This is a genomic window from Bacteroides sp. MSSM.1001136sp1_RTP21357st2_D2_RTP21359_211015 (assembly GCF_040913205.1).
Lineage (GTDB): Bacteria > Bacteroidota > Bacteroidia > Bacteroidales > Bacteroidaceae > Bacteroides > Bacteroides ovatus.
Map to the genome: position 1 here is coordinate 21,188 of NZ_JBDFVF010000035.1, position 23,805 is coordinate 44,992.

Annotated in this window: 16 protein-coding genes and 1 pseudogene; 14 read left to right on the plus strand and 3 right to left on the minus strand. The window is 40.7% G+C overall.

The genetic code is table 11. The features are described from left to right. Positions 1 to 9 precede the first annotated feature (9 nt). The 6 genes from AB5217_RS19720 to AB5217_RS19745 all read left to right on the plus strand — a co-directional run bounded on the left by AB5217_RS19720 (position 10) and on the right by AB5217_RS19745 (position 9,598). The gene (locus AB5217_RS19720; protein ID WP_004311897.1) at positions 10 to 951 is read left to right on the plus strand and encodes a FecR family protein; all 942 of its coding nucleotides are present in this window, start codon (positions 10 to 12) and stop codon (positions 949 to 951) included. Positions 952 to 1,245: 294 nt separating this feature from the next. Next, positions 1,246 to 4,491: a TonB-dependent receptor gene (locus tag AB5217_RS19725; RefSeq protein ID WP_371260243.1), complete on the plus strand. Its 3,246-nt coding sequence runs from the start codon at positions 1,246 to 1,248 to the stop codon at positions 4,489 to 4,491. A 10-nt stretch (positions 4,492 to 4,501) separates the two neighbouring features. Then, entirely contained in the window at positions 4,502 to 5,896 is a 1,395-nt protein-coding gene (locus AB5217_RS19730) for a RagB/SusD family nutrient uptake outer membrane protein (protein ID WP_032844543.1), read from the plus strand. 29 nt (positions 5,897 to 5,925) lie between these two features. Next, positions 5,926 to 7,596, plus strand: a complete 1,671-nt coding sequence (locus tag AB5217_RS19735) for a PQQ-binding-like beta-propeller repeat protein (protein WP_224440830.1) — start codon at positions 5,926 to 5,928, stop codon at positions 7,594 to 7,596. A 70-nt stretch (positions 7,597 to 7,666) separates the two neighbouring features. Beyond that, on the plus strand, positions 7,667 to 8,632 hold the full coding sequence (locus AB5217_RS19740; RefSeq protein WP_032844544.1) for a glycerophosphodiester phosphodiesterase family protein: 966 nt from the start codon (positions 7,667 to 7,669) through the stop codon (positions 8,630 to 8,632). A 66-nt stretch (positions 8,633 to 8,698) separates the two neighbouring features. Further along, entirely contained in the window at positions 8,699 to 9,598 is a 900-nt protein-coding gene (locus tag AB5217_RS19745; protein WP_004298066.1) for a glycerophosphodiester phosphodiesterase family protein, read from the plus strand. A 106-nt stretch (positions 9,599 to 9,704) separates the two neighbouring features. Here the strand turns inward: AB5217_RS19745 and AB5217_RS19750 are convergent, their stop codons facing one another. The 3 genes and pseudogenes from AB5217_RS19750 to AB5217_RS19760 all read right to left on the minus strand — a co-directional run bounded on the left by AB5217_RS19750 (position 9,705) and on the right by AB5217_RS19760 (position 13,691). Beyond that, the gene (locus AB5217_RS19750) at positions 9,705 to 10,802 is read right to left on the minus strand and encodes an SGNH/GDSL hydrolase family protein (protein WP_004324248.1); all 1,098 of its coding nucleotides are present in this window, start codon (positions 10,800 to 10,802) and stop codon (positions 9,705 to 9,707) included. A gap of 13 nt (positions 10,803 to 10,815) precedes the next feature. Beyond that, positions 10,816 to 12,385: pseudogene (locus tag AB5217_RS19755) on the minus strand (ATP-binding protein). 85 nt (positions 12,386 to 12,470) lie between these two features. Next, positions 12,471 to 13,691: a M16 family metallopeptidase gene (locus tag AB5217_RS19760; RefSeq protein WP_004298062.1), complete on the minus strand. Its 1,221-nt coding sequence runs from the start codon at positions 13,689 to 13,691 to the stop codon at positions 12,471 to 12,473. A gap of 105 nt (positions 13,692 to 13,796) precedes the next feature. Between AB5217_RS19760 and AB5217_RS19765 the strand changes: the two genes are divergently transcribed. The 8 genes from AB5217_RS19765 to AB5217_RS19800 all read left to right on the plus strand — a co-directional run bounded on the left by AB5217_RS19765 (position 13,797) and on the right by AB5217_RS19800 (position 23,781). After that, positions 13,797 to 14,330 carry a TIGR00730 family Rossman fold protein gene (locus tag AB5217_RS19765; protein WP_032842851.1) on the plus strand — a complete coding sequence of 178 codons (534 nt, stop codon included), beginning with the start codon at positions 13,797 to 13,799 and terminating at the stop codon, positions 14,328 to 14,330. Between the two features lie 6 nt (positions 14,331 to 14,336). After that, the gene (locus AB5217_RS19770; protein WP_004298060.1) at positions 14,337 to 14,942 is read left to right on the plus strand and encodes an SIS domain-containing protein; all 606 of its coding nucleotides are present in this window, start codon (positions 14,337 to 14,339) and stop codon (positions 14,940 to 14,942) included. Next, positions 14,930 to 15,850 carry a carbohydrate kinase family protein gene (locus tag AB5217_RS19775; RefSeq protein ID WP_032842850.1) on the plus strand — a complete coding sequence of 307 codons (921 nt, stop codon included), beginning with the start codon at positions 14,930 to 14,932 and terminating at the stop codon, positions 15,848 to 15,850. Before AB5217_RS19770 ends, AB5217_RS19775 begins: the two co-directional genes overlap by 13 nt. Positions 15,851 to 16,002: 152 nt before the next feature. After that, on the plus strand, positions 16,003 to 17,619 hold the full coding sequence (locus AB5217_RS19780) for a DUF6377 domain-containing protein (RefSeq protein WP_032842849.1): 1,617 nt from the start codon (positions 16,003 to 16,005) through the stop codon (positions 17,617 to 17,619). Positions 17,620 to 17,833: 214 nt separating this feature from the next. After that, positions 17,834 to 18,997, plus strand: a complete 1,164-nt coding sequence (locus AB5217_RS19785) for a glycoside hydrolase family 76 protein (RefSeq protein ID WP_032842848.1) — start codon at positions 17,834 to 17,836, stop codon at positions 18,995 to 18,997. Positions 18,998 to 19,031: 34 nt separating this feature from the next. Beyond that, positions 19,032 to 20,498 carry a glycoside hydrolase family 125 protein gene (locus AB5217_RS19790; RefSeq protein ID WP_004324228.1) on the plus strand — a complete coding sequence of 489 codons (1,467 nt, stop codon included), beginning with the start codon at positions 19,032 to 19,034 and terminating at the stop codon, positions 20,496 to 20,498. A 165-nt stretch (positions 20,499 to 20,663) separates the two neighbouring features. After that, the gene (locus AB5217_RS19795) at positions 20,664 to 21,731 is read left to right on the plus strand and encodes a tyrosine-protein phosphatase (RefSeq protein ID WP_004322548.1); all 1,068 of its coding nucleotides are present in this window, start codon (positions 20,664 to 20,666) and stop codon (positions 21,729 to 21,731) included. Positions 21,732 to 21,846: 115 nt separating this feature from the next. Next, entirely contained in the window at positions 21,847 to 23,781 is a 1,935-nt protein-coding gene (locus tag AB5217_RS19800; protein WP_004298052.1) for a DEAD/DEAH box helicase, read from the plus strand. Positions 23,782 to 23,805: the final 24 nt, after the last annotated feature.

Here is a 23,805-nt window from a genome sequence, read left to right on the forward strand (position 1 = left end):
ACCAATAATATGAGTCCACAATTTAAAAAGTTATATTGCCAGTACATCGAAAAAGGAATCACCTCTTCCGATATTGGAAAGTTCAGAAATGAACTCAACAACATACCTGACGAAGAGTTATGGAATACCATGATAGATATGGAAAACGACACAGTAGAGATAAAGATGCCTCCTATGATGAAAAAGCAAATTCGAAAGGAACTACAACAAATCATTTGGAGACGCCGTTGGCTGCAATATATGAAATATGCTGCCATTATCGCTATCATCCTATCATCCTCTTTTGGACTTTATACATGGATGAATAACCCGGAAAGTCAAATGGTTGCTGTAACAGTTAGAGCTGGCAGTAAAGCAGAAATGGCTCTCCCTGATGGTACATTTGTACATCTAAATGCGGCTACAAACCTGGAATATGATGTAAACAACTCCAAGCAACGCCTCGTCAAACTATCAGGAGAAGCCTTTTTCGATGTTGCCAAGAATCCCGATTGCCCATTCAAGGTAATAATCAACGATCTGCAAATTGAAGTAGTAGGAACTTCATTCAATGTAAAGACCTATAAAAAAGACATTGTAGAAACATCTTTACTTAGCGGACGAATCAGAATATCAGGTGGTTCACTTCCCCATGAATATACGCTTTCACCCGGACAAAAGGCAACCTATTCCGCTATGGACAGAACACTACGAATAAGCAAAGCGGATGCCCATGTTGAAGCCGGATGGAGAGATAATTACCTCATCTTTGAATCCACACCATTAATTGATGTAATAGCCCAGATAGAACGATGGTATGGGGTGGAAATCAGATTGCATCATAAGCAAATCGCACAAGATTTACTATCGGGATCTTTCCGAAACGAAAGTATACAGAATGTCATAAGATCCTTAAGCATACAATACGGATTTAAGTACGAGATACATAAAGATATAATAACTATTTACTAATTTAAAAGAAAGGAGCTTATGGAAAACACACAGTAGTTAAAATCAAAAAAGAACAACCAAAGAATCGCCCAATCCTTTGGTTGTATGGAAGTCGATAAAATTTTATACATCAAAACATTATCAACTATGAATATCACAAAGTTAACATTTTTATTGAGAAGGAAACTGCGGAACAGCCTTATTTTTAGAAACTTTACCATTTTATCCGCTGCTATAATTTTATTCCCTTCGGGAGTGTTTGCCCAAGAAGGAAATGTGTCCATTCATATCAAAAATGGCACGGTAAAAACTTTCATGAAACAAGTAGAACAGCAAACGAGATATACTTTTGTATACCGGAATCATGTTCTTAACGATCAGACTAAAGTGACAATTAGCTGCACAAAGAAACCTATCAGCGAAGTGCTCTCACAGGTATTTACTCCTTTGAATATATCTTATTCATTTACTAACAACACCATCGTATTGGTAAAGCAGGAGACAGAACAAAGAAGTAATGAAAAGAGAGCGATTAAAGGAACCGTACTAGATGAAAGTGGAATTCCTATTATTGGCGCCAATGTCATGCAAGGAAAAGGAACCGGAGTCATTACAGATATTAACGGAAACTTTACCATTGTAGCAGATCCTAACCAACCACTAACAGTATCTTATATTGGATTTGACTCACAACAAGTGAAAGCCGGCAATAAAAACAATCTGAAAATATATTTGAAAGAAAGCAGCATTGCATTAAATGAGATAGTTGTAGTCGGCTATGGCTCCCAGTCCGAAAAACTAGTAACCACTTCTATCAGTAGCCTGAAAGTGGATGATCTGGATCAAGGCAGTGACTACAATGTAGCCAAGATGCTGCAAGGTCGTACTCCTGGTGTAAATGTAGCCTCTGCCAGCGGTACCCCCGGTGAACAACCGAGTGTACGGGTACGCGGTATTGCATCCATCACAGGTAACAGCACCCCATTGTATGTGGTCGATGGAGTTCCCAGTGAATCAATGCCTATGCTAAACCCCAACGACATCGAACGCATGGACGTATTGAAAGATGCTTCAGCTGCTGCCATCTATGGTTCGCGAGCTAACAACGGTGTTGTCATCATCACCACAAAATCGGGGAACACCAACAGTAAAACACGCGTAAATGCCAGTGTACGCCACAGCCTTGGATGGATTGCCAACGATATACCAATGGCAAATGTAGCAGAATATACTCGTACTATGCAAGCAGCCGTAGATAATTGGAATGTGCAGAAGAAGGACACAAAATCATTCTTCATCCCCGACCGGATTACCGAAACAGACTGGCTCGGACTCATTCAACGTGATATAGCACACTCTACTACGGCATCTATCAATCTCTCGGGAGGTAATGAGAAAACTACCTTTTTCACCTCTGTGGGATTTAACGACCAACAAGGTATCATCCGCACCAGCGGATTCCAGCAAACCAACCTACGGGCAAAATTTACTCATCAGCTGAACAAATGGTTTAAACTGAATCTGAATCTCACAGGATCTTACAGCCGTTTCGATAAAGTGGAAGAGTCATCTACCAGTTTGAAAGTGATTCGTACTGCCCGTGAAGAACAACCATGGATTGGAGCTTATCGGGAAGATGGAGGCTATACAGTGATGTCAACAGAATTATGTCGTCATAATCCCGTTATGCTGATTAATGAAGAAGACTGGACTGTACATAAGAAACAAGGAGTAGCTGCCCTTAGTTTTGATATAACTCCTATCAAAGGACTCAAATACACCCCCTCATTCAGCATATACGGTATTCTTGATGAAGAAAAGAAAACAATTTCAGAGAAACATGACGCACGTTCCAAAAATGCAGGATGGGGTGCACTTAGCGAACAGAAAAATGTAAGTTACCGATATGTTATAGACAACGTAATTTCGTATGAAAATAGTTGGGATAAACTAACTTATTCAGCCATGCTTGGTCACTCATACGAAGAGTATAACTATGAAACTTTTGGGGCTTATAGTGATAATTACGCAAACGGTGCTTATCCTTCTTCCAGCTTCGGTCTGATAAATTCCGGTTCTAACATCTACGCAGGTAGTATCGGATATAATGCATATGCACTCGAATCTTATTTCGGACGTGCCGCCCTGAATTGGGATAATCGCTATATCTTAAATGTAACGATGCGTCGTGACGGTTCTTCACGTTTTTCAAAAGATAAACGTTATGGAACATTTCCTTCTGCTTCTTTCGCGTGGCGGATTATCAACGAACCATTTTTCCCTAAAGGTACGCCACTGAATGACTTAAAGCTACGAGCCAGTTGGGGTAAGACTGGCAGTATGGATGGTATCAGTAACTGGGCAGCTATGTCATTAGTAACTTCGGGAGGAAATTCCTATAATGGTTCATCCGGTTTTAAAATCGGAGCAGATGCTGCGGATCTTATCTGGGAGAAAGCTAATCAGGTGAATGTCGGAATCAACGCAGAGCTATTCAACGGACGACTGGCGCTATCTGTAGACGGATACTATCAAAAGACAAGCGGATTACTTTATAATATCAGTACACTTGCTACAACAGGATATACTACCCGGACAGCCAATATCGGCTCGCTGGAGAACAAAGGATTGGAAGTGATGGTGAGCGGTAAAATATTCGATGGTCCTTTTAAATGGGAGCTTGCTACTAACCTCTCCTATACAAAAAACAAACTATTGTCATTGGATGGAGTACTTGATATGAAAATCAACGGTGGTGGTGCCAATACCGGTAAAGTAATGCATGCTTTAATGGTAGGTAAACCGGTTAGTGCTTTCTATATGTTGCGTCAGGATGGTATTTATCAAACCGACCAGGAAGTACCAAGCAAACTCTACGCAAAAGGAGTACGTGCCGGTGATTGTAAGTACTTTGACTACAACAATGACGGAGACATCACAGACGATGACCGCATGTATGTAGGAAAGGTTACACCTGACATTTATGGTGGTATCACTTCGACTATGAACTGGAAAAACTTCGACTTATCCATTTTCTGCCAATTTGCAGCCGGAGGTAAAATCCTGTCAGCATGGAAAGGCTGCGGGGGAACAGAAGGTACGGAACATCTCGGCTTGGCGTCCAGCAGTATCAAAGGTTACAAAAATGGCACACTGGTCGATTCGGAACAATTCTATAACATATCAAAATATGCCGCCAACCATTACTGGAGGGGAGAAGGAACTAGCAACACTGTTCCACGCCCTACTTTGGCAGGCACGTTCACCGGCGGTTTCGGAAACAATCTTGTTTCTACCCGCTATCTGGAAGATGCTTCTTATTTCAAATTCAAAACCATCACATTGGGATATAGCCTTCCTCATTCTCTGTTGTCAAAAATACACGTAACGGGAGCTCGCATCTTTGTTTCTCTCGACAACTTTTTTACACTGACCAAATATTCCGGATATGATCCGGAATTCTCATACGAAAGTAATCCGACAGGCAACAGCTACGGAGCAGATTTCGGAGAACAAGCCACATTAAAGAGTTTTATCATAGGTGCAAGCATTAACTTCTAAAACTAACGATATGAAAAATATAAAACTATTATTCACTCTGGTTTTAATGACCATAACTGTACTCGCCACGAGCTGTTCTGACTGGCTGGACGACATCAGCCCCCGACATGCAATTCCTCAATCAGCCTTGACGGATGATGATCTCGAAAAGCTATTAAATGGAGTATACGCCACTATGGAAAATTATACATTCACTTTCTGGTGGTTGGATGATATACAAGGGGAAAATTTCAAAGCAGGTCCTGGAGGAGGTCAAATTACAGACCCATGCGAAATGTCTCCCTCGTATACCAATCAGGCAATTAACATTCTCTCCTTTTGGAGAAACTCATTTACAACATTGCACCAGGTCAATTTTCTCGTAGAAACTTATGAAGCTTCCGAAAATAAAGAAAGTGCTCTCATGAAAAAAGTAGGTGGTGTCTCTTACTATTTCCGTGCATTTATTTATTATCGTCTGGCCTCTCATTATGGAAATGTCCCTATCCTGCGTAAACGTTCAAAAGAGGTGGTTCCTATCTCTCCGGAAGCTGAAGTATGGACATTCATCGAAGAGGATTTGGGTAAAGCTATCCGCTTACTGTCAAAAGCAGATTCCAAATGGTACGTATCTTCTGACGCAGCAAATGCACTTGCTGCACGTGTAGCTCTTTTCCAGAACAAGATGACGGATGCTGCAAACTATGCAGAAGCAGTATTAGCTAATTCCAGTTTCTCGCTCGCATCCACCGCTATGGATTTCTCTAAAAATTGGGTTGCAGGAAGTTCAAGTCCGGAAATTATATTTGCCTATGTTAATAATTCAAGAGCATCCAGTCCTCTAAACTTCACATTATACGTTAATGACACGGACGGTTCATGGAATTATGCTCCATCTGATTGGTGTTATAATAGTCTTTTTGCTGATGATAATACTCTTTCACGCAAAGGAGACGTACGGTTAAAAGCCACATTCACCAGCCAAGATGCCAACCGCGTAATCAAATATCCGAATGGAACTTATCAATTGGCGGAAACGTCAGATTATACCTGCACACCGGTAGTAATCTCCCGTATTTCAGAAATGTATCTGATAAAAGCCGAAGCTCTCGGAAAAACGAACGGAGCCGCCGCATTAGTGGAATATATGAAAAAAAGATATACTACCGCTCCAAGTGAAGCAGCAATCAAAGCTCTATCGGACAAAGAATATCAGACATTGATCTTGGACGAACGCCGTCGTGAATTTTATGCTGAAGGCATGCGCTGGCAGGACATCAAACGTACAAATCGCTTAGAATTGCTAGAAACACTCGATGGTCGTACTTATCTGATGTATTATCCGATCCCTCAAGATGAGATTGACATGGCCGGTACGGCAGCCTACCCACAAAATCCCGGATATGCGGGATATACAGGAAATTAATAACAAAACCTTAAATGATTATTATGTGTATGACAACTATTAAAAATAAAGTACGGATATGTCCGTTCATATATATTGTTTGTCTTTTATTATTTGCCGCATGCAGCAACGAAGACAATGCCGGGAAAGATATTCCTTCCGCAACTTTCTCAATCGCTCCCGAAAGAGGGCAAATAGAAGGTGAAATACAATTCACTAACGCATCTTATGGAGGTAGTGGCAACTTTACTTATGTATGGGATTTCGGGGACGGAACGACTTCTACCGAAGAAAGCCCGAAGCACGTGTACAATGAGAAAGGTATATTTGTTGTTAGTTTGACCATAACCGACAGCAGTGGAAGATCGAACCTCTACCGGAAAACAATTGAAATTACCGATAAAGTAGTAGAAAAAGGAGACCTTACATTACTATGGACCTCCTCCACTCATTTAGCCAAGTTAGTTTCCAATTCCGCCGCTCTTTCTCCTGATGAAAAAACGGTTTACATCAATAGTAATGACCACATATTACATAGTTATGATGTAACTTCAGGTATTGAAAAATGGTCATTCGACATGACTGATCCATCTTGGGGAGCGCAGGCAACAGGAGGCTCAAACATGACACCGTCTGTAGATACGGATGGTACAATCTACATTGGCACAGGTGACGGAAGCAATGGTAAACTATTTGCTATCAATCCTGATGGAAATAAGAAATGGATTACTTTCAATGATCCGACTACCGGTTTCTGGAATAAAGGTAACGCCGCCAATGCCAAAATGCGTAGCGTGTCACCAGCATTTGATGATAAATATGTATACTGTGGTAATGGGGGAAGCACCGGTTCAATGATCGCAGTAGACAAAACAACAGGAAACCGTGTTAGCTATTTAACTAACGCAGATGGTACCAGCGGTCCTGCCGGAGGTGTTTATGCAGGTCCTGTTATCTCCAAACAAGGAATGATGTATATCATGTGTACCAACTACGGAATGTTTGGTGTAGCAAAAGCTACTATGGCTAAAGACGACAATACTTTCAGCCCATGGGCATGGAGAGCATTTGACAGTGGTTTGAACAGCGGCTGTCATGCATCAATGGCCATAGACAATGAAGGAAATGTATATGGCATGATTTATACATCTGATCTGACTACTACCATCTATTCCGTTGCCAGTGACGGTAGTGTACGTTGGACTACCCCTATTGAGAATACTGGCAAACAAGATCAGGGAGGAGTCGTTATCGGCACAGATGGCACTGTATATGCCTCATTGAAAAGTCAGGGAGATATGCCTGGCGGAATTGTTGCATTGTCAGCAGGTGGAACTATCAAATGGCAATATGAGATATCAGAAAGTGTCAGCAGTACTCCTGTTATTGATAAGGATGGACATATCTTGTTCGGTACGGAACGTGGTAATTTCTATATCCTTGACGCAAATGGTACTGACGCTATTGCCGTACTTGATGTGGCCGGAGCAATTGCTAACAGCGAAAGTGCTTATGCATCCGAATGGGCTGCAACACAAGGCAAATTCTGGAGTTCACCGGTAGTGGATGCAGACGGGACTATCTATGTGGCCATTACTAACACTCAAGATGAATCGAAAAGTTTATTAGTGGCCCTGTCATCCAAATATGTGAAAGGATTACCAACAACAGGCTGGCCGATGCGTGCAAAAGACGCTCAACACACTGCTACAGTAAAATAATTCAAATCAAACAGGATAGGTTATTTCGATAGCCTATCCTACATTATCTAATAAATAAAATAAAAAGACTATGAAGAAAGTATTTTTTCTTTTGGCAATCATCTTACTTGTATCCGGGCAAGTGATGTGTACCAGTTGCGGCTCTTCCAATGATGAATATGAAAACAAAAATCAGCCGACTCCTCCGGATGATAATGAAGACCCGGAGGACCCAGGTGAAGAACCTGACACTAAAAGTTTAACAACCGACTTAAAGAATCTTTCCAGCAACACAAGTCTGAAAATGTGGACTTGCGCTCATCGTAGCAACACCTATAAGGGAATACGTGACGGAATTCCTGAAAATTCTATTCCCGCTATCCAATATGCAATAGAAGTCGGTGCCGATATGATTGAAATAGACCCTAGAGCTACTTCTGACGGAGTAATCGTAAATATGCACAATACAACCATTAATGCTACAACAAACGGAACTGGTGCTGTAGCCAATATGACTTATCAAACTCTTTATCAATATTTTTTAAAAGGTTCTAAAGGTATCACTGAATACAAAGTGCCTACACTTGAGGAAGTATTGGATGCTGCAAAAGACAAAATCTATGTTTGTGTCGATGTAAAAGAGAAGGGGCTTTTAGGTAAAATCATTAAAACGGTTGCAGAAAAAGGGATGATCGACCAGGTTTGCTATTATACTGGTTCCAGTACATCATATATTGAAGAAATGAATACTATTAACCCTGGAGCCATTCCTTTTCCATGGGTATCCACTGCGGCAGAAGTAAAAGTCCTCGCCAAATATTACAGTAAAGTACAAATGGTACAATTCGGAATAGACAATGCATCTCTCACTGAACTAATGGGAGCTATTAAAGATGCCAAGTTAGTAGGTTATGCCAATCATTTAGATTGGGATAGCGATCTACTGAATAGTAAATATTCGCACCTTCAAACTTTTATAGATAACAAAATAGAAGTTGTGCAAACTGATTACTCTGATCTTGTCAACTCTTATTTAAAAGAAAAAGGATTAAGATAACTTTATAGGATAGTTTTTCATAGGTACCCAATATAGATCAAAACATTTTATTTAAGAAAAGCACGTATGACAAGGAAAATTATATTTCTATTATCAGTTCTTCTGGTTTCATTATCTGCTGAAGCAGAATCCAGAATTGATAAACTATTGAGGAATCTTCACGACAAGAATTCTCAATATGTATTTGTTATAGCTCACCGTGGCGACTGGAGGAATGCTCCGGAGAACTCCATACAATGTATAGAGAATGCCATCGCTATGGGAGCAGACATGGTGGAACTTGACATTCAGCAAACCAAAGACAACAACTTTATTTGTATGCATGACGCAACGCTAGACCGCACTTCAACAGGAAAAGGCGCCATTAAAAACTATACGACAACAGAACTAAAACAATTTGTGCTGAAAAGTGGAAACGGTATAAAGACCCGCCGATCCATACCCACTTTAGAAGAAGCGTTAATGACATGTAAAGATCGTATTCTGGTCAATATAGATAAAGGCGGAACATATATAAAGGAGATTCTTCCCATCATTCGAAAATGTGGAATGGAAAAACAAGTGATTATAAAAGGAAGGTATCCTGTCGAGAAAGTTCAAGAGGAATATGGAACCAATACCAGTATGCTCTATATGCCTATCATTCATTTATGGAAAGAAGAAGATATAAAAGCGACCGAAAGTTTTATTAAAGACTTTACGCCAATAGCCTATGAACTCTGCTTCAAAGACGAACAGACTTCAAATTTAAAGGTTATTGATAAAATTGTACAATCTGGTAGCCGGGTATGGATGAATACTCTATGGGATAGTCTATGCGGTGGACATGATGACGAAAACGCCCTATTAGAAGGTAAAGATAAGCATTGGGGATGGATACTGGAACATAAGGCAACTATGATACAAACTGATCGTCCCCAAGAATTAATCAAATACTTAGAAGATAAAGGTTTAAGGAAACTATAAAATACCAACAGCAACTTAACACATTTGCAAAAGAAAAAGGCCAATTCACCCCCATGAATTGACCTTTATTTTTTCTATCTGTCTCTGTTATAATCTTTCATTCCTGTTATTCAGCCTTGAATTTGATCTTCAGAATCTTACTGATAGCCGGTTTATATTTCTTCAACATTCGGTCGAATCCCAAGTCATTCGGATGGGTCCCATCTACAGTCCCCTCATGGTCTGTTCCCAAGAATTGATCTTCTTTTATGAAATACAGGTTCTTGACATTCTTCTTTCGCAATACTTCTACCTGTTCAGCGATGGCCTCGTTCTGTCGTTTTACATTCTCACGAGCTTTCCGGTTGAAATTACCTGTTTCACGTATCAATGTCTGTATCACAATAATAGGCGTATCCGGATGCTTCTGGTGCAACGTCATTACAAAATCAACAGTCCGGTCGGTTATCTCTTTGGGAGAAGGATTAGGAATACAATCGAGAATGAAAGCATCCGCATCAATATCCGCCAACATCTCGGCAACTTCTTTCTCCATCTTGCCGTTTCCGCTCAATCCTAAATTGATAAAATTATATCCGCTGCTACGGGACAAACGAGCCGGATAAGCCATCCCGGGACGACTGGCAGATGCTCCCTGCAAAATACTGGACCCGTATACCACTATCTTTTCTTTGAACGGATTTTCTCCTTTACGTATGTGTGCATCAGAAGAAACACCTATTTCCAGACTTTTCAGTTCATCATATAAAGGCAGATATAACAAACATTCTTTCTCTTCCGTACCCATATTATCAACAAGCACTTTTTCCGTAGTCACACCACCCGGTATCCCTACTCCGGCAAATTGCCATTTTCCATCCCGTTTGATATATAAATCCAGACCTTTCTGAGCAACTCTGGTCAGATTGGGTAACTGGTAATTATCAGGAACCATCCATTTGGCTTTTATGACGGGGCTATTCGTTGTAAAAGAGATAGCCAGACCGGCAGAGTTTGTGAATAGTTTCTTCACTGTGGGAGGCATTGTACGATACTTGGCTGTATCTACCCGATGGAAGTATTCGCCTTCGGTAGTTGCTTTGCCTACCAATAAAAGCTCTTGAGCCGGCACATAGGTAATGTTATCCTTTTGTTGTCCGGAGGCTGTGAAGGGAAGCACCATCAGCCCCAAGCAAACCCAGACATTTCGTATTAAGTTTTTCATAATCAATTTTATATTAAATTTCTTTCGCTACCATCCAGCGCTCTACATTTCGTTTCTCTGCGCTAAACTCTACACCAACTTTTATCACTTGTTGATCCTCTGCCATATAAGGAAAAGCATAACCTTTTTCTTCAATCTGCTCCATGGCCTGCTCAACAGTCCCATTCAGCTTGAATTCGAAAATATAGATGAACTTCGGGGTTCGTACAACCGCATCTGCACGTCCCCGTGAGCTATGTACTTCTGCCTGCGTGAATTGTCCCATCAGTTTGAATATTAAATATATGATGACTTGATAATGACGTTCAGTCTGGTCATTCAACTCGTAAGGAAAATCTGCAAAGAAAGCTTCAAAGCGGTGCATGAAAGCGTCAACATTGCCTGTACGTAGTTCTTGAACAAACTTACCTATATAAAAGCTTCGTTCTTCATCCGTGACTGCCGTATAAAATGGGAGTAAAAAAGTTAAGAAAGCCATAACGTACTTCGTCGTTAGGAAAGCCTAAACGATAAAGTCTAAACTCTCTGTCATAATCTTTAATAGTCAGATAACCACTCTGATAAATCAATGGAATAGGATTTTTCCTATCAGCACGATATTCAGTGAAAGCGGAAGCAGCTGTCTCTATACCATCCATCAGCAAGCGAAGATCATAATCGCTCTCTTTCAATAACTCCACAAGGAAAGTAGGAGTTCCGGTCTGAAACCAGTAATTACCGAACTCTTTACTGAAAAATGCATTCAGAACACTGAATGGATTGAACACTCCTTCTCCATTAGGATGAAAATGATAACCGTCATACTGCCGGGTCATTGTTTCCACAACTTCTTTCGTATTGATGTCATTTGCTTGCGATAAAGCTGCAATCTCCGGTTCAAAATTAGCAAGAAGTTCTTCGCGGGTGATTCCACAAAGAGTAGAGAAGTCATAATTCAGACTGATGTCATTCAATTGGTTCAGATCACTAAACACACTTACTTGCGAGAATTTGGTGACACCTGTCAGAAAAGCAAAACGAAGATAGCGGTCTGCACTCTTCAACACACCGTAGAAAGCTTTCAAAGTAGAACGGTAAGAATTGAGAAGCGGTTCATTCTGAATAGCCTGTAGTAAGGGCTTATCATACTCATCCACCAGGACTACAACACCCCTGCCTGCTTGTTCGGAGGCACGACGAATGACACCCAAGAAGCGGGAAGACAAAGTGGTTTCATCTTCTCCCCTGCCATATATAGCTTCCCATTGAGTTAACTGGTTACTTAAAATAGCATCCAATCTGTCCGGTGAATCATATTTCTCGGCATTCAAATCCAGATGCAGTACGGGATATTCTTCCCACTTCTTTTCTAATTGTTCCACGGCAAGTCCCGTGAAAAGGTCACGCCGTCCCTTGAAATAGGCTTCAAACGTAGAAATTAACAAACTCTTTCCGAATCGGCGCGGACGGCTTAAAAAAAAAGGTTTACCGATGTTTGCCATAGTCCACATCAATGCGGTCTTATCTACATACAAGTATCCGTCATTGCGGATATCTTCGAAAGTCTGAATCCCGATAGGGAGTTTTCTGCCCGTCACCAACATACAATTTCTACTATTAGATTGTTATCACATACGTATCTGCTACAAAAATACGAATTCTGGCAATGAAAGCAAATCTGTCAATCAATTATTTGTAAATCAACGTAGATAAGTATTCCTCTGCAAACATCTCATTGGCAACTTCCAACAACATCTCTGCTGTTAGCTCTTCTATACGCTTAAAAACAAGCTCGGATGATTCATACTTATGATAATGAAGGAATGTTTTCGCCATCCCTAACGCATTATTCTCAAAGTTATCGGACGCTACTCCGATTTGCCCGATCAACTGCTTTTTCGCTGCCGCCAACTGGGAAGAAGTCATCTTTGTATCGCGCATCCGCTTCAATTCCTTATAGGTCAATTTCAGGCAAGTATCCATGTCATCCACATCCGTCCCGAAATAAATACAGAAAGCTCCCGTATCCGTATAGGAAGTCAGATTGGATTCGACATTATAGACCAGTCCTCTGCGTTCGCGAAGGGACACATTCAGTTTACTATTCATTCCGGGACCTCCAAGGACATTATTCAGCAGATAGAGTGCAGTACGCTTGTCATCATACGCATTATAGCCACGGCTACCGATCATAACATGTGCCTGGTGCGTATCTCTAGCCACCGTCAAATGTTCCGGCACATACAGAGGCGGAGGTGTACGCCGATTCTCTACCTTCACATCAGGAATATCCAACAGGTATTTTTCTACCAGGCGGATGATTCTCTTGAACTCGTACTGCCCCTGAACAAAAAACACCATATTTCCCGGTTGGTAAAAACGGCGGGTAAACGATAGAACATCTTCCGTGCGAAAACTTCGCAGAAGTTCCGGCTTACCAAGAATGTTTCTTCCCAATGGATGATTGCGGAAGATCATGTCTTCAAAATCGTCAAATATCAGTTCCGACGGAGTATCTTCATACGACTGGATTTCATCGATAATGACCTCTGTTTCTTTTTCTATCTCATGCTGCGGAAAGGTTGAATGAAATACAATATCCCCCAACAACTCAAGCGCACGTTCCAGATGTTCTTTCAGGAAAGCGGCATAGACGACAGTTTCTTCCTTATTTGTGTAGGCATTCAGGTCACCACCTACATTCTCCATCCGGTTGAGGATATGCCAGGCTTTCCGCTTCTCCGTTCCCTTAAAAATCAGATGTTCTACAAAATGGGCCATTCCCTGCTCATTCTCCGCTTCATCACGAGTTCCGGCATCAATCGCAAAACCACAATAAGCTACTTTTGAGAGGGTTGGTTCATGGATAATACGCAGGCCATTTGGCAATGTATATTCGTTACCTTGCATCGTTTTATACTTCCTTATTGAATTAATGCCACAAAAATACAATAAAACTTATTGCTGTTTATAGAAAATTGCAGATATTTGTGGACTATAACAGCAACAACGTATATGGAAAAGATAGGAATATTCTGTTCCGCCTCCGATAACATTGACAAAATGTACTTCGAAAGCACCAGCCAAATAGGCAAATGGATGGGGCAGACAGGCAAAACCTTGATATATGGAGGAGCCAGCCTCGGATTAATGGAATGCATAGCTCGTGCCGTGAAAGAAAATGGTGGTAAGGTTATTGGAGTAGTTCCTGCCAAACTGGAAGAGAATGGCAAGGTAAGCACTCTGTTAGATGAAGAAATTCATACCCGTAACTTGAGTGACCGCAAAGATATCATAACGGAGAAGTCGGAGGTATTGGTTGCACTCCCCGGAGGCGTCGGTACTCTTGATGAGATTTTCCACGTAATAGCCGCTGCCTCTATCGGATATCACCAAAAGAAGGTCATTTTCTACAATGAACATGGTTTTTACGACGAGCTATTAAAAGCGCTCCACACCCTGGAGGACAAAGGTTTTGCACGACAGCCTTTCTCAACCTATTACGAAGTAGCAAACACATTAAATGAATTAAAAGAAAAAATAAACTGATCCTATATGATAGACTCCATCAAACAACTTTTGCAACAGGAAGCACAAGCTGTGCTCAACATCCCCGTAACAGACGCTTATGAAAAAGCGGTGAAACTGATTGTAGAACAAATACATCAGAAAAAGGGAAAACTGGTAACTTCCGGTATGGGAAAAGCCGGGCAGATTGCTATGAACATTGCTACTACTTTCTGTTCCACCGGTATTCCATCCGTCTTTCTGCATCCCAGCGAGGCGCAACACGGGGATTTGGGTATCTTACAAAAAAACGATCTACTCCTGCTGATCTCTAACTCTGGCAAGACACGTGAGATTGTGGAATTAACCCGCTTAGCCCATAATCTGGACCCGGATCTGAAGTTTATCGTTATCACCGGAAATCCGGATAGTCCGCTGGCAAAAGAATCGGATGTCTGTCTAAGTACCGGCAAGCCTGCAGAAGTCTGTGTGTTAGGGATGACTCCTACTACATCCACTACTGCCATGACAGTGATCGGAGATATATTGGTAGTACAAACCATGAAGGAAACAGGATTTACTATCGCTGAATATTCAAAACGTCACCACGGCGGTTATCTGGGAGAAAAATCAAGATCACTATGCGAAAAGTAATCGGTATCGGAGAGACCATCCTCGATATCATCTTTCGAGGTGACCAGCCTTCCGCAGCCGTACCGGGAGGCTCTGTATTCAACGGTATTGTCTCATTGGGACGAATGGGAATAAATGTCGGCTTCATCAGTGAAACCGGGAATGACCGTGTAGGCAATATTATCCTGCAGTTTATGCGTGAGAATCATATCCCAACCGATCATGTAAATGTATTCCCGGATGGAAAATCGCCCGTATCCTTAGCTTTCCTGAACGAGCAGAGTGATGCTGAATATATCTTCTACAAAGACTACCCGAAGCAACGTCTGGATGTTCTGTTTCCGAAACTAGAGGAAGACGACATTGTCATGGTGGGTTCTTATTACGCACTGAATCCGGTTCTGAGGGAGAAGATTCTCGAATTACTAGATCAGGCACGTGAAAAGAAAGCCATCATCTATTATGACCCGAATTTCCGTTCTTCACACAAGAATGAAGCCATGAAACTGGCTCCGACCATTATTGAAAATCTGGAATATGCGGATATTGTACGCGGTTCTTTAGAGGATTTTCTATATATGTATGGCATGCAGGATATAGACAAGATTTACAAGGATAAAATCAAATTCTACTGTCCCCGGTTCATCTGTACTGCAGGTGCGGAAAAGGTAGCGTTACGCACTAATCTGGTCAATAAAGATTATCCGATAGAACCATTACAAGCAGTCAGTACTATTGGAGCTGGTGATAACTTCAATGCAGGGCTGATCTACGGATTACTCAAATACGATGTCCGATACCGCGATCTAAATAACTTGAATGAAGAGATCTGGGATAAAATAATCCAATGCGGGAAAGACTTCGCAGCTGAAGTTTGCCGAAGTTTCAGCAATTCGGTTTCGGTGGAGTTTGCACAAAAATACAAGTGATATTACAAATAAGGATTTGGATATAAGTAATTCATCCAGCGAAATCCCTATTTTCATAAAATCCATATTAAGTTAATCTGTCAACCTTAACTTAATATGGATTTCCTTATCTTTGCAAACAACCATATTCAATAAGCAATCTTACTTAATATATGAAAAGATTTATTTTACCTCTATTGATAATCTTTATCTTCATCAGTTTACCAGCAAAAGCAAACGATGAAGTAAAAACATTGTTAAAAGTATTAGATAAATCTCTACAAAACAAAGCTAGTTATACCCAACAAAAGCAAAGACAGATAGACAGCCTGAAAATAATATTAAGACAATCCAGGGATATTCGAAAGAAAGTTGGGACAGCACAGTCTCTTTGTTTTGAGTATTCATCTTTCCAAAAAGATTCCGCTTTAGCCTATGCCATCCACATGAACAGGTTCGCTCAAGAAAGTAATGACAAAGAACTTTTAATTGAAGCTAAACTGGATTATTCAAGAATATTATCTTCGATGGGCTTTTTCAAAGAAGCTCTGGCGATTACCAATTCGATGCAACAAGAGCAACTATCTCCTAGACTCAAAGCCGAATATTTTCTTGGACAGGTCACGATCTACAATCACCAGAAAGCTTTTGCTTCCAACGAGGACGATTCACAAGAAAATGATCTGATAGCACAAATCTATCGCGATTCGCTGCTCCAATGCAAAGAAATCCCAACGAATGTACGAGCTTTTATGACCGCACCAACTCTTCTTTTCCATAAAAAGTATGATGATGCTATTCATATACTGGACAGCACTTATCAAAGTTATACACCCTATTCAAGAAATGCCGGAATCATAGCATATTCTCTGGCATCTGCCTATCAAGGTAAAAATGATCGTGAGAATACGATTAAGTATTTCGCAATATCCGCCATTTCTGATGTATTAAATGGAGCTAGAGAAAACCTCTCTTTAAAAATATTAGCCAAGCTGATCTTTGAGAGTGGGGACATAGACCGGGCATCTAAATATATGAAAAATGCAATGGAGGACGCTATCCTATGCAATGCGAGAATTAACACCATCGAAGCCTCAGATATGTATCTTTTCATAGATAAGGCATTTCAAGAAAAGGAGAAACATAAATTTATCATCATAACGGCATTGCTCATTGCATTATGCATTGTCTGCATTCTGCTATTCATCCTGTCCGTACAACTGAAAAAACAAAAAGGTAAAGTGGAACAAGCTAATGAGAGTTTGTCTTATCATCTTTACGAAATACAACAAATGAACTCAATATTGGCAGATAACAATAAAATCAAAGAAGAATATGTAGGGCTGTATATGGAACAATATACCAGTTATATCAGTAAAATTGCCAATTTTAAGAAAAGAGCACTCAAAATAGCCAAAAGTGAAGATATAAAGAAAGTAACCTCTTTCCTCCACTCCTCTCTCAATACAGAAGAAGATCTGGCTGAATTTTATAATAACTTCGACAAAGCAATCCTGAATCTCTTTCCGAATTTCGTCGAAGATTTTAACGCATTGCTTTTACCGGAAAATGCAATCATTCCAGGACCCGGCAAACTCTTAACACCCGAGTTACGGATCTTCGCACTTATCCGACTGGGAATTACAGACAGTGTGAAAATAGCTCATTTCTTACAGTACTCATTATCGACCATCTATAATTACCGCTCAAAAATGCGGATCAAAGCAAATGGAGACCGGAATGAATTTGAAGAAAAAGTAGCTCGAATCGGACAACAAATCCGGGAATAACAGTGTATTAATCATACAGCATCATTTACATTTATCAGAGACTCTCCTATCAAAAATTCTCTGATTATCAACAACATACCCCAAACAATCATTTACAATCTGCTCACTCCCCATTTAAAAAGTAACCGAAATAAGGTATTTTTGTAGAGTCACAATAAAACCTGCGAACTCATTCAAATTACTATTTATATAAACACCACTTAAATAAAAAATTATGAACGGCCTATTACTTAATGTTATTTGTGCTTTCACCATTGCAAACGCAAATCCTAACATAGAAAAAGCACAGCAAACTTTGGATGCTCTTTACCAAAACTATGCAGCACCCAACACGTGTCTGTTACGTGAGAACTATCCTTTTAACCAAGACAATAAGGCAACTTATCTGGCATCAGAAGAACAAGCAAAAAGACGCAATGAATATTCCTACCTTTGGCCGTATTCGGGCACATTCTCTGCAGTAAATGCATTACTGGAGAGCACTGGAAATAAGAAGTATAAAAAGCTTCTGGAAAACAAAGTACTACCAGGATTGGAAGAATACTTCGACACACGAAGAGAACCATTCGCTTACTCATCTTATATCAGCAGTCAACCTCTCTCCGATCGTTTTTATGATGACAACGTCTGGTTAGGTATCGATTTTACCGATTCTTATCGTATGACAGGAAAACAAGCTTATCTGGAGAAAGCTAAACTAATATGGAAGTTTATCCTTAGTGGTAAAGATGACGTACTTGGCGGAGGAATCTACTGGTGCGAACAAAAGAAGGAATCTAAAAATACTTGTTCTAATGCGCCGGGAGCCGTATTCGCTCTCAAGCTATTTCAGGCTACTCAAGATGACGCCTATTTAAAACAAGGAAAAGACTTATACGAGTGGACTAAAAAGAACCTGGAAGATCCAAAGGATCATCTATACTTTGACAACATCGCACTCAATAAGAAAATCGGTCGTGCCAAATTTGCCTACAACAGCGGGCAAATGATGCAAGCAGCTGCCCTACTCTACCAAATTACAAAACAGAGAAATTATCTGGAAGATGCTCAAAATATAGCAGAAGCATGTCATAAACACTTTTTCACTCATTTTACCTCTCCAAACGGGCAAACATTTCAATTACTGAAAAAAGGAAATATCTGGTTCACAGCAGTTATGCTTAGAGGCTTTATTGAACTTTATCAAATAGACCATAACAAGACCTATCTAACCGATTTCCAGAAAAGTCTTGATTACGCATGGCATCATGCCAGAGATGAACGGGGACTGTTCCATACAGATTGGAGTGGCACGGATAAAAACGAGAAAAAATGGCTCTTGACACAAGCTGCTTTCATAGAAATGTATGGAAGACTAGGCGGAATCGATTTGCAATAATCACTTTTAATAACCCTCTTAAAACAATAGAGATATGAAGAAAAGAAACATCGGAATATGCATTATCACAACTACCCTATTAATGGGAGGCCATGCTAAAGCTACAGAACTTATCCTAGCTAAGGATCATACCAATGTGGTTAATCAAGCAGCTGAAATTGCCGCTTATAAAAGTAATCGTCCACCCGTAAACAAGCGTCTTTTTACATCAAAAGCCGTGGAAGCAGAAATCATCAGGGTGAAAAAGTTACTTACTAATCAAAAATTGGCATGGATGTTCGAGAATTGTTTTCCAAATACCCTCGAAACGACAGTCCATTATCGCACAACAAATGGCAAACCTGATACTTTTGTTTATACAGGTGATATTCATGCCATGTGGCTACGTGACTCCGGAGCACAGGTTTGGCCTTATATACAACTGGCCAGTAAAGATCCGGAATTGAAGAAAATGCTCGAAGGAGTGATCCGCAGACAATTTAAATGTATTAATATTGATCCGTACGCCAATGCTTTCAATGACGGAGCTGTGGGAGGAGAATGGATGTCCGACCTGACCGACATGAAACCTGAATTACATGAAAGAAAATGGGAAATAGATTCTCTATGTTACCCACTACGTCTGGCCTACCAATATTGGAAAGAGACCGGTGATGCCAGTATTTTTGATAGTGAATGGATACAAGCCATCACCAACATCCTGTCTACTTTTAAGGAGCAACAACGTAAGGAGGGAGTAGGACCTTATAAATTTCAACGCAAAACGGAACGTGCACTCGATACATTAAACAACAACGGTTTAGGTGCTCCTGTGAATCCTGTCGGACTAATTGTTTCAGCCTTCCGTCCATCTGACGATGCTACAACCTTGCAATTTCTCGTGCCGTCTAATTTCTTTGCTGTTTCTTCGTTAAAGAAAGCTGCTGAAATTCTGAATACTGTAAATCAAAATGCAGAAATGGCAAAACAATGTACAGATCTGGCAAAAGAAGTAGAGACTGCACTAAAAAAATATGCAACTTACAATCACCCTAAATATGGTACAATTTATGCTTTTGAGGTAGATGGTTTCGGAAATCATTTTTTAATGGATGATGCTAATGTACCAAGTTTATTGGCAATGCCTTATCTTGGCGATGTAGATATTAACGATCCTATCTATCAGAATACACGCCGTTTTGTATGGAGCAAGGATAATCCTTATTTCTTCAAAGGAAAAGCAGGAGAAGGAATTGGTGGTCCTCACATCGGCTATGACATGGTATGGCCTATGAGTATCATGATGAAAGCATTTACCAGTCAGGACGACCAGGAGATCAAGGAGTGTGTAAAAATGCTAATCAACACAGACGCAGGGACAGGCTTTATGCATGAATCTTTTCACAAAGATGATCCCAATAACTTCACCCGTGCTTGGTTTGCATGGCAAAATACCTTGTTCGGCGAACTAATTTTAAAGTTAATAAATGAAGGAAAAACTGATTTATTGAACAGCATCTAATAAAGCTGATTTATACAATTTTTCATTCAGGGCACTCTTCCATCAGAAGATGTGCCCTTTTTTAACACGTAAATTACTATTAACTTTGGCTAATTATCGCAAAGGAATTACCACATCTTCGGGTAATTCTTATCTTTGCAGTATACGATTCAAGGCAAAGAAACTATGTATAAAAACCTGTTAAGCTGGCTTACTGTTTTATTAGTGCTCCCATCATGTTCCGGCACATCACCTGCTATATCTGTGGTATGTGAAGAAAACAACGTAGGAAACTGTATTATCAAATGGGAAACAGCACCAATATTAAAAGGGCAGGTAAAAGTATACACTTCCACTTCTCCTGAAACTATTCCGGAAAATTCTCCCATTGCAATAACCAACATTTCCAGTGGTAAAATGACCATCGTAACCAATGATCCGTCCCAACGCTATTACTACTTGATGGTATTTAATAACAAATACCGAATCAAAGTGGCTACCCGCAACATTAATATCCCCGGCATACAGAATTTCCGTGATTTAGGAGGATATGAATCTGCCGGTACTGGCAAATCTCTTCGCTGGGGAATGATATACCGTTCCGCACAAATAGACAGCATTCCTCCCTGCTCACGCCAGGAACTTAAGAATATGGGGATACGGACAATCATAGACTTACGTTCTGAAAATGAACGCCACAACTACCCGCAATTGCATGATGATGAATTTAATATCATACATATCCCTATTCTCACAGGGAACATGGAAGAAATTCTGCAAGGAATTCAGGAAGAGAAGATAAAAAGTGACACTATTTATCGTTTGGTAGAACAAATGAATCGGGAATTAGTTATAAACTACCAAAAGGAATTCAAAAAGCTGTTCACCGTCCTTCTCGACCGTACTCATTATCCGGTTGTGATTCATTGTACATCCGGGAAAGGGCGTACAGGGGTCGTTTCCGCCTTATTGCTTGCCGCTCTTGGAGTCAACGAAGACGTCATTATGGAAGACTATCGTTTGAGTAATGACTATTTTAATATTCCCAAAGCTTCTCAATATGCATATAAGTTATCGGTCAATTCGCAAGAAGCCATTACAACCATCTACTCTGCAAAAGAAGATTTCCTGAACGCTGCCAAAGAACAGATTGAGGCTGAATACGGGAGCGTACAGACCTATCTGAAAAAGGGAATCGGACTTTCTGCAGAAGAAATTGAACAGTTACGCAGCATCTTATTAACTGATAATTAATAGTTGATAAGTGATAAAATAGGGTGGCGTCTATAATAATTATCTACTATCAATCATTCATTATCAACTAAATTAACTATCTTTGCAGCCGAAATAAAAGATATACAGAGATTTAATGAAGACATTTGAAGAGCTTGGCGTTTCTCCGGAGATACGTAGAGCAATTGAAGAAATGGGATACGAGAATCCCATGCCGGTACAAGAAGAAGTGATTCCGTACCTTTTAGGAGAAAATAATGATGTAGTAGCTCTTGCACAGACAGGAACAGGTAAAACAGCCGCATTCGGTTTGCCCTTGCTCCAACAGATTGACGTAAAAAACAGAATTCCACAATCGCTTATCCTCTGCCCTACCCGCGAGCTTTGTCTCCAGATAGCAGGAGATTTGAATGACTATTCCAAATACATTGACGGACTAAAAGTATTACCTGTATATGGTGGTTCTTCCATTGACAGCCAGATACGCAGCCTCAAACGAGGGGTACACATCATTGTAGCTACCCCCGGACGCCTGCTGGACCTGATGGAGCGCAAAACCGTATCTCTATCTACCATCCACAATGTGGTAATGGATGAAGCCGACGAAATGCTTAATATGGGATTCACAGAAAGCATCAACGCCATTCTGGCTGATGTACCGCAGGAGCGCAACACCCTATTGTTTTCCGCAACAATGAGTCCGGAAATCGCACGCATTTCCAAAAATTACCTACGCAATGCGAAAGAAATCACTATTGGCCGCAAGAATGAAAGCACCAACAACGTTAAACACGTTGTTTATACCGTACAGGCTAAGGACAAATACGAAGCTTTAAAGCGTATCGTCGATTACTACCCACAAATATACGGTATTATTTTCTGCCGTACCCGTAAAGAAACTCAAGAAATTGCCGACAAATTAATGCAAGAAGGCTACAATGCCGATTCTTTGCATGGTGAACTTTCTCAAGCACAACGGGATGCTGTTATGCAGAAATTCCGCATCCGCAATTTGCAACTGCTCGTGGCAACTGACGTGGCTGCCCGCGGACTTGATGTAGACGATCTGACACATGTTATCAATTACGGATTACCAGACGATACAGAGAGTTATACACATCGCAGCGGACGTACAGGACGTGCCGGAAAGACAGGAACTTCCATAGCCATCATCAATCTTCGTGAAAAAGGAAAGATGAGAGATATCGAACGGATTATCAGCAAAAAATTCATTGTCGGAGAAATGCCAACAGCAGCAGGAATCTGTCAGAAGCAGCTGATTAAGGTTATTGATGATCTCGAAAAAGTAAAAGTAAACGAGGAAGAGATTGCTGACTTTATGCCGGAAATCTACCGTAAACTGGAATGGTTGAGCAAAGAGGACCTGATTAAACGAATGGTTTCTCACGAATTCAACCGTTTCGCCGAGTATTATCGCAACCGTGCAGAAATAGAAGTACCGACTGACATCAGAGGAGAACGTACCGGACGGGGTGACCGCAAAGAAGGTGGTTTCGAAAAAAGAAGCCGCCAAGCTGCACCGGGCTTTAACCGCCTGTTTATCAATTTGGGTAAAACAGACAGTTTCTTCCCCAGCGACCTTATCGGCTTATTGAACAGCAACACACGGGGACGTATCGAGTTGGGACGCATTGACCTAATGCAGAACTATTCTTTCTTTGAGGTACCGGAAAAGGAAGCGACAAATGTAATCAAGGCGCTGAATAGGGCTAAATGGAACGGACGCAAGGTAGTTGTTGAGATTGCCGGCGCCGGTGAAGAAAGCGGAAAAGGACGTGGAAACGGTTCAAATGAGCGCAAGGGAAATAAACGATTCGGCGGCAAAAGCGACGAACGTGCACCGCGCTATGAGAATAAGGATAGAAAACCGAAAGATGCTTCTGCAAAAGACTCAAAGTCAACAAAAAAAGATAAGCCTAGCCGTGCTGATCGAGGATACTCTGATGCTCGCGGTCCGAAAAAAAAAGATGACTGGCAAGAGTTTTTTAAAGATAAAGAGCCGGATTTCAGTGAAGAAGGATGGGCTCGCAGAAAACCTAAGAAGAAATAAATATGAAGCAAGCATAATCCGTAG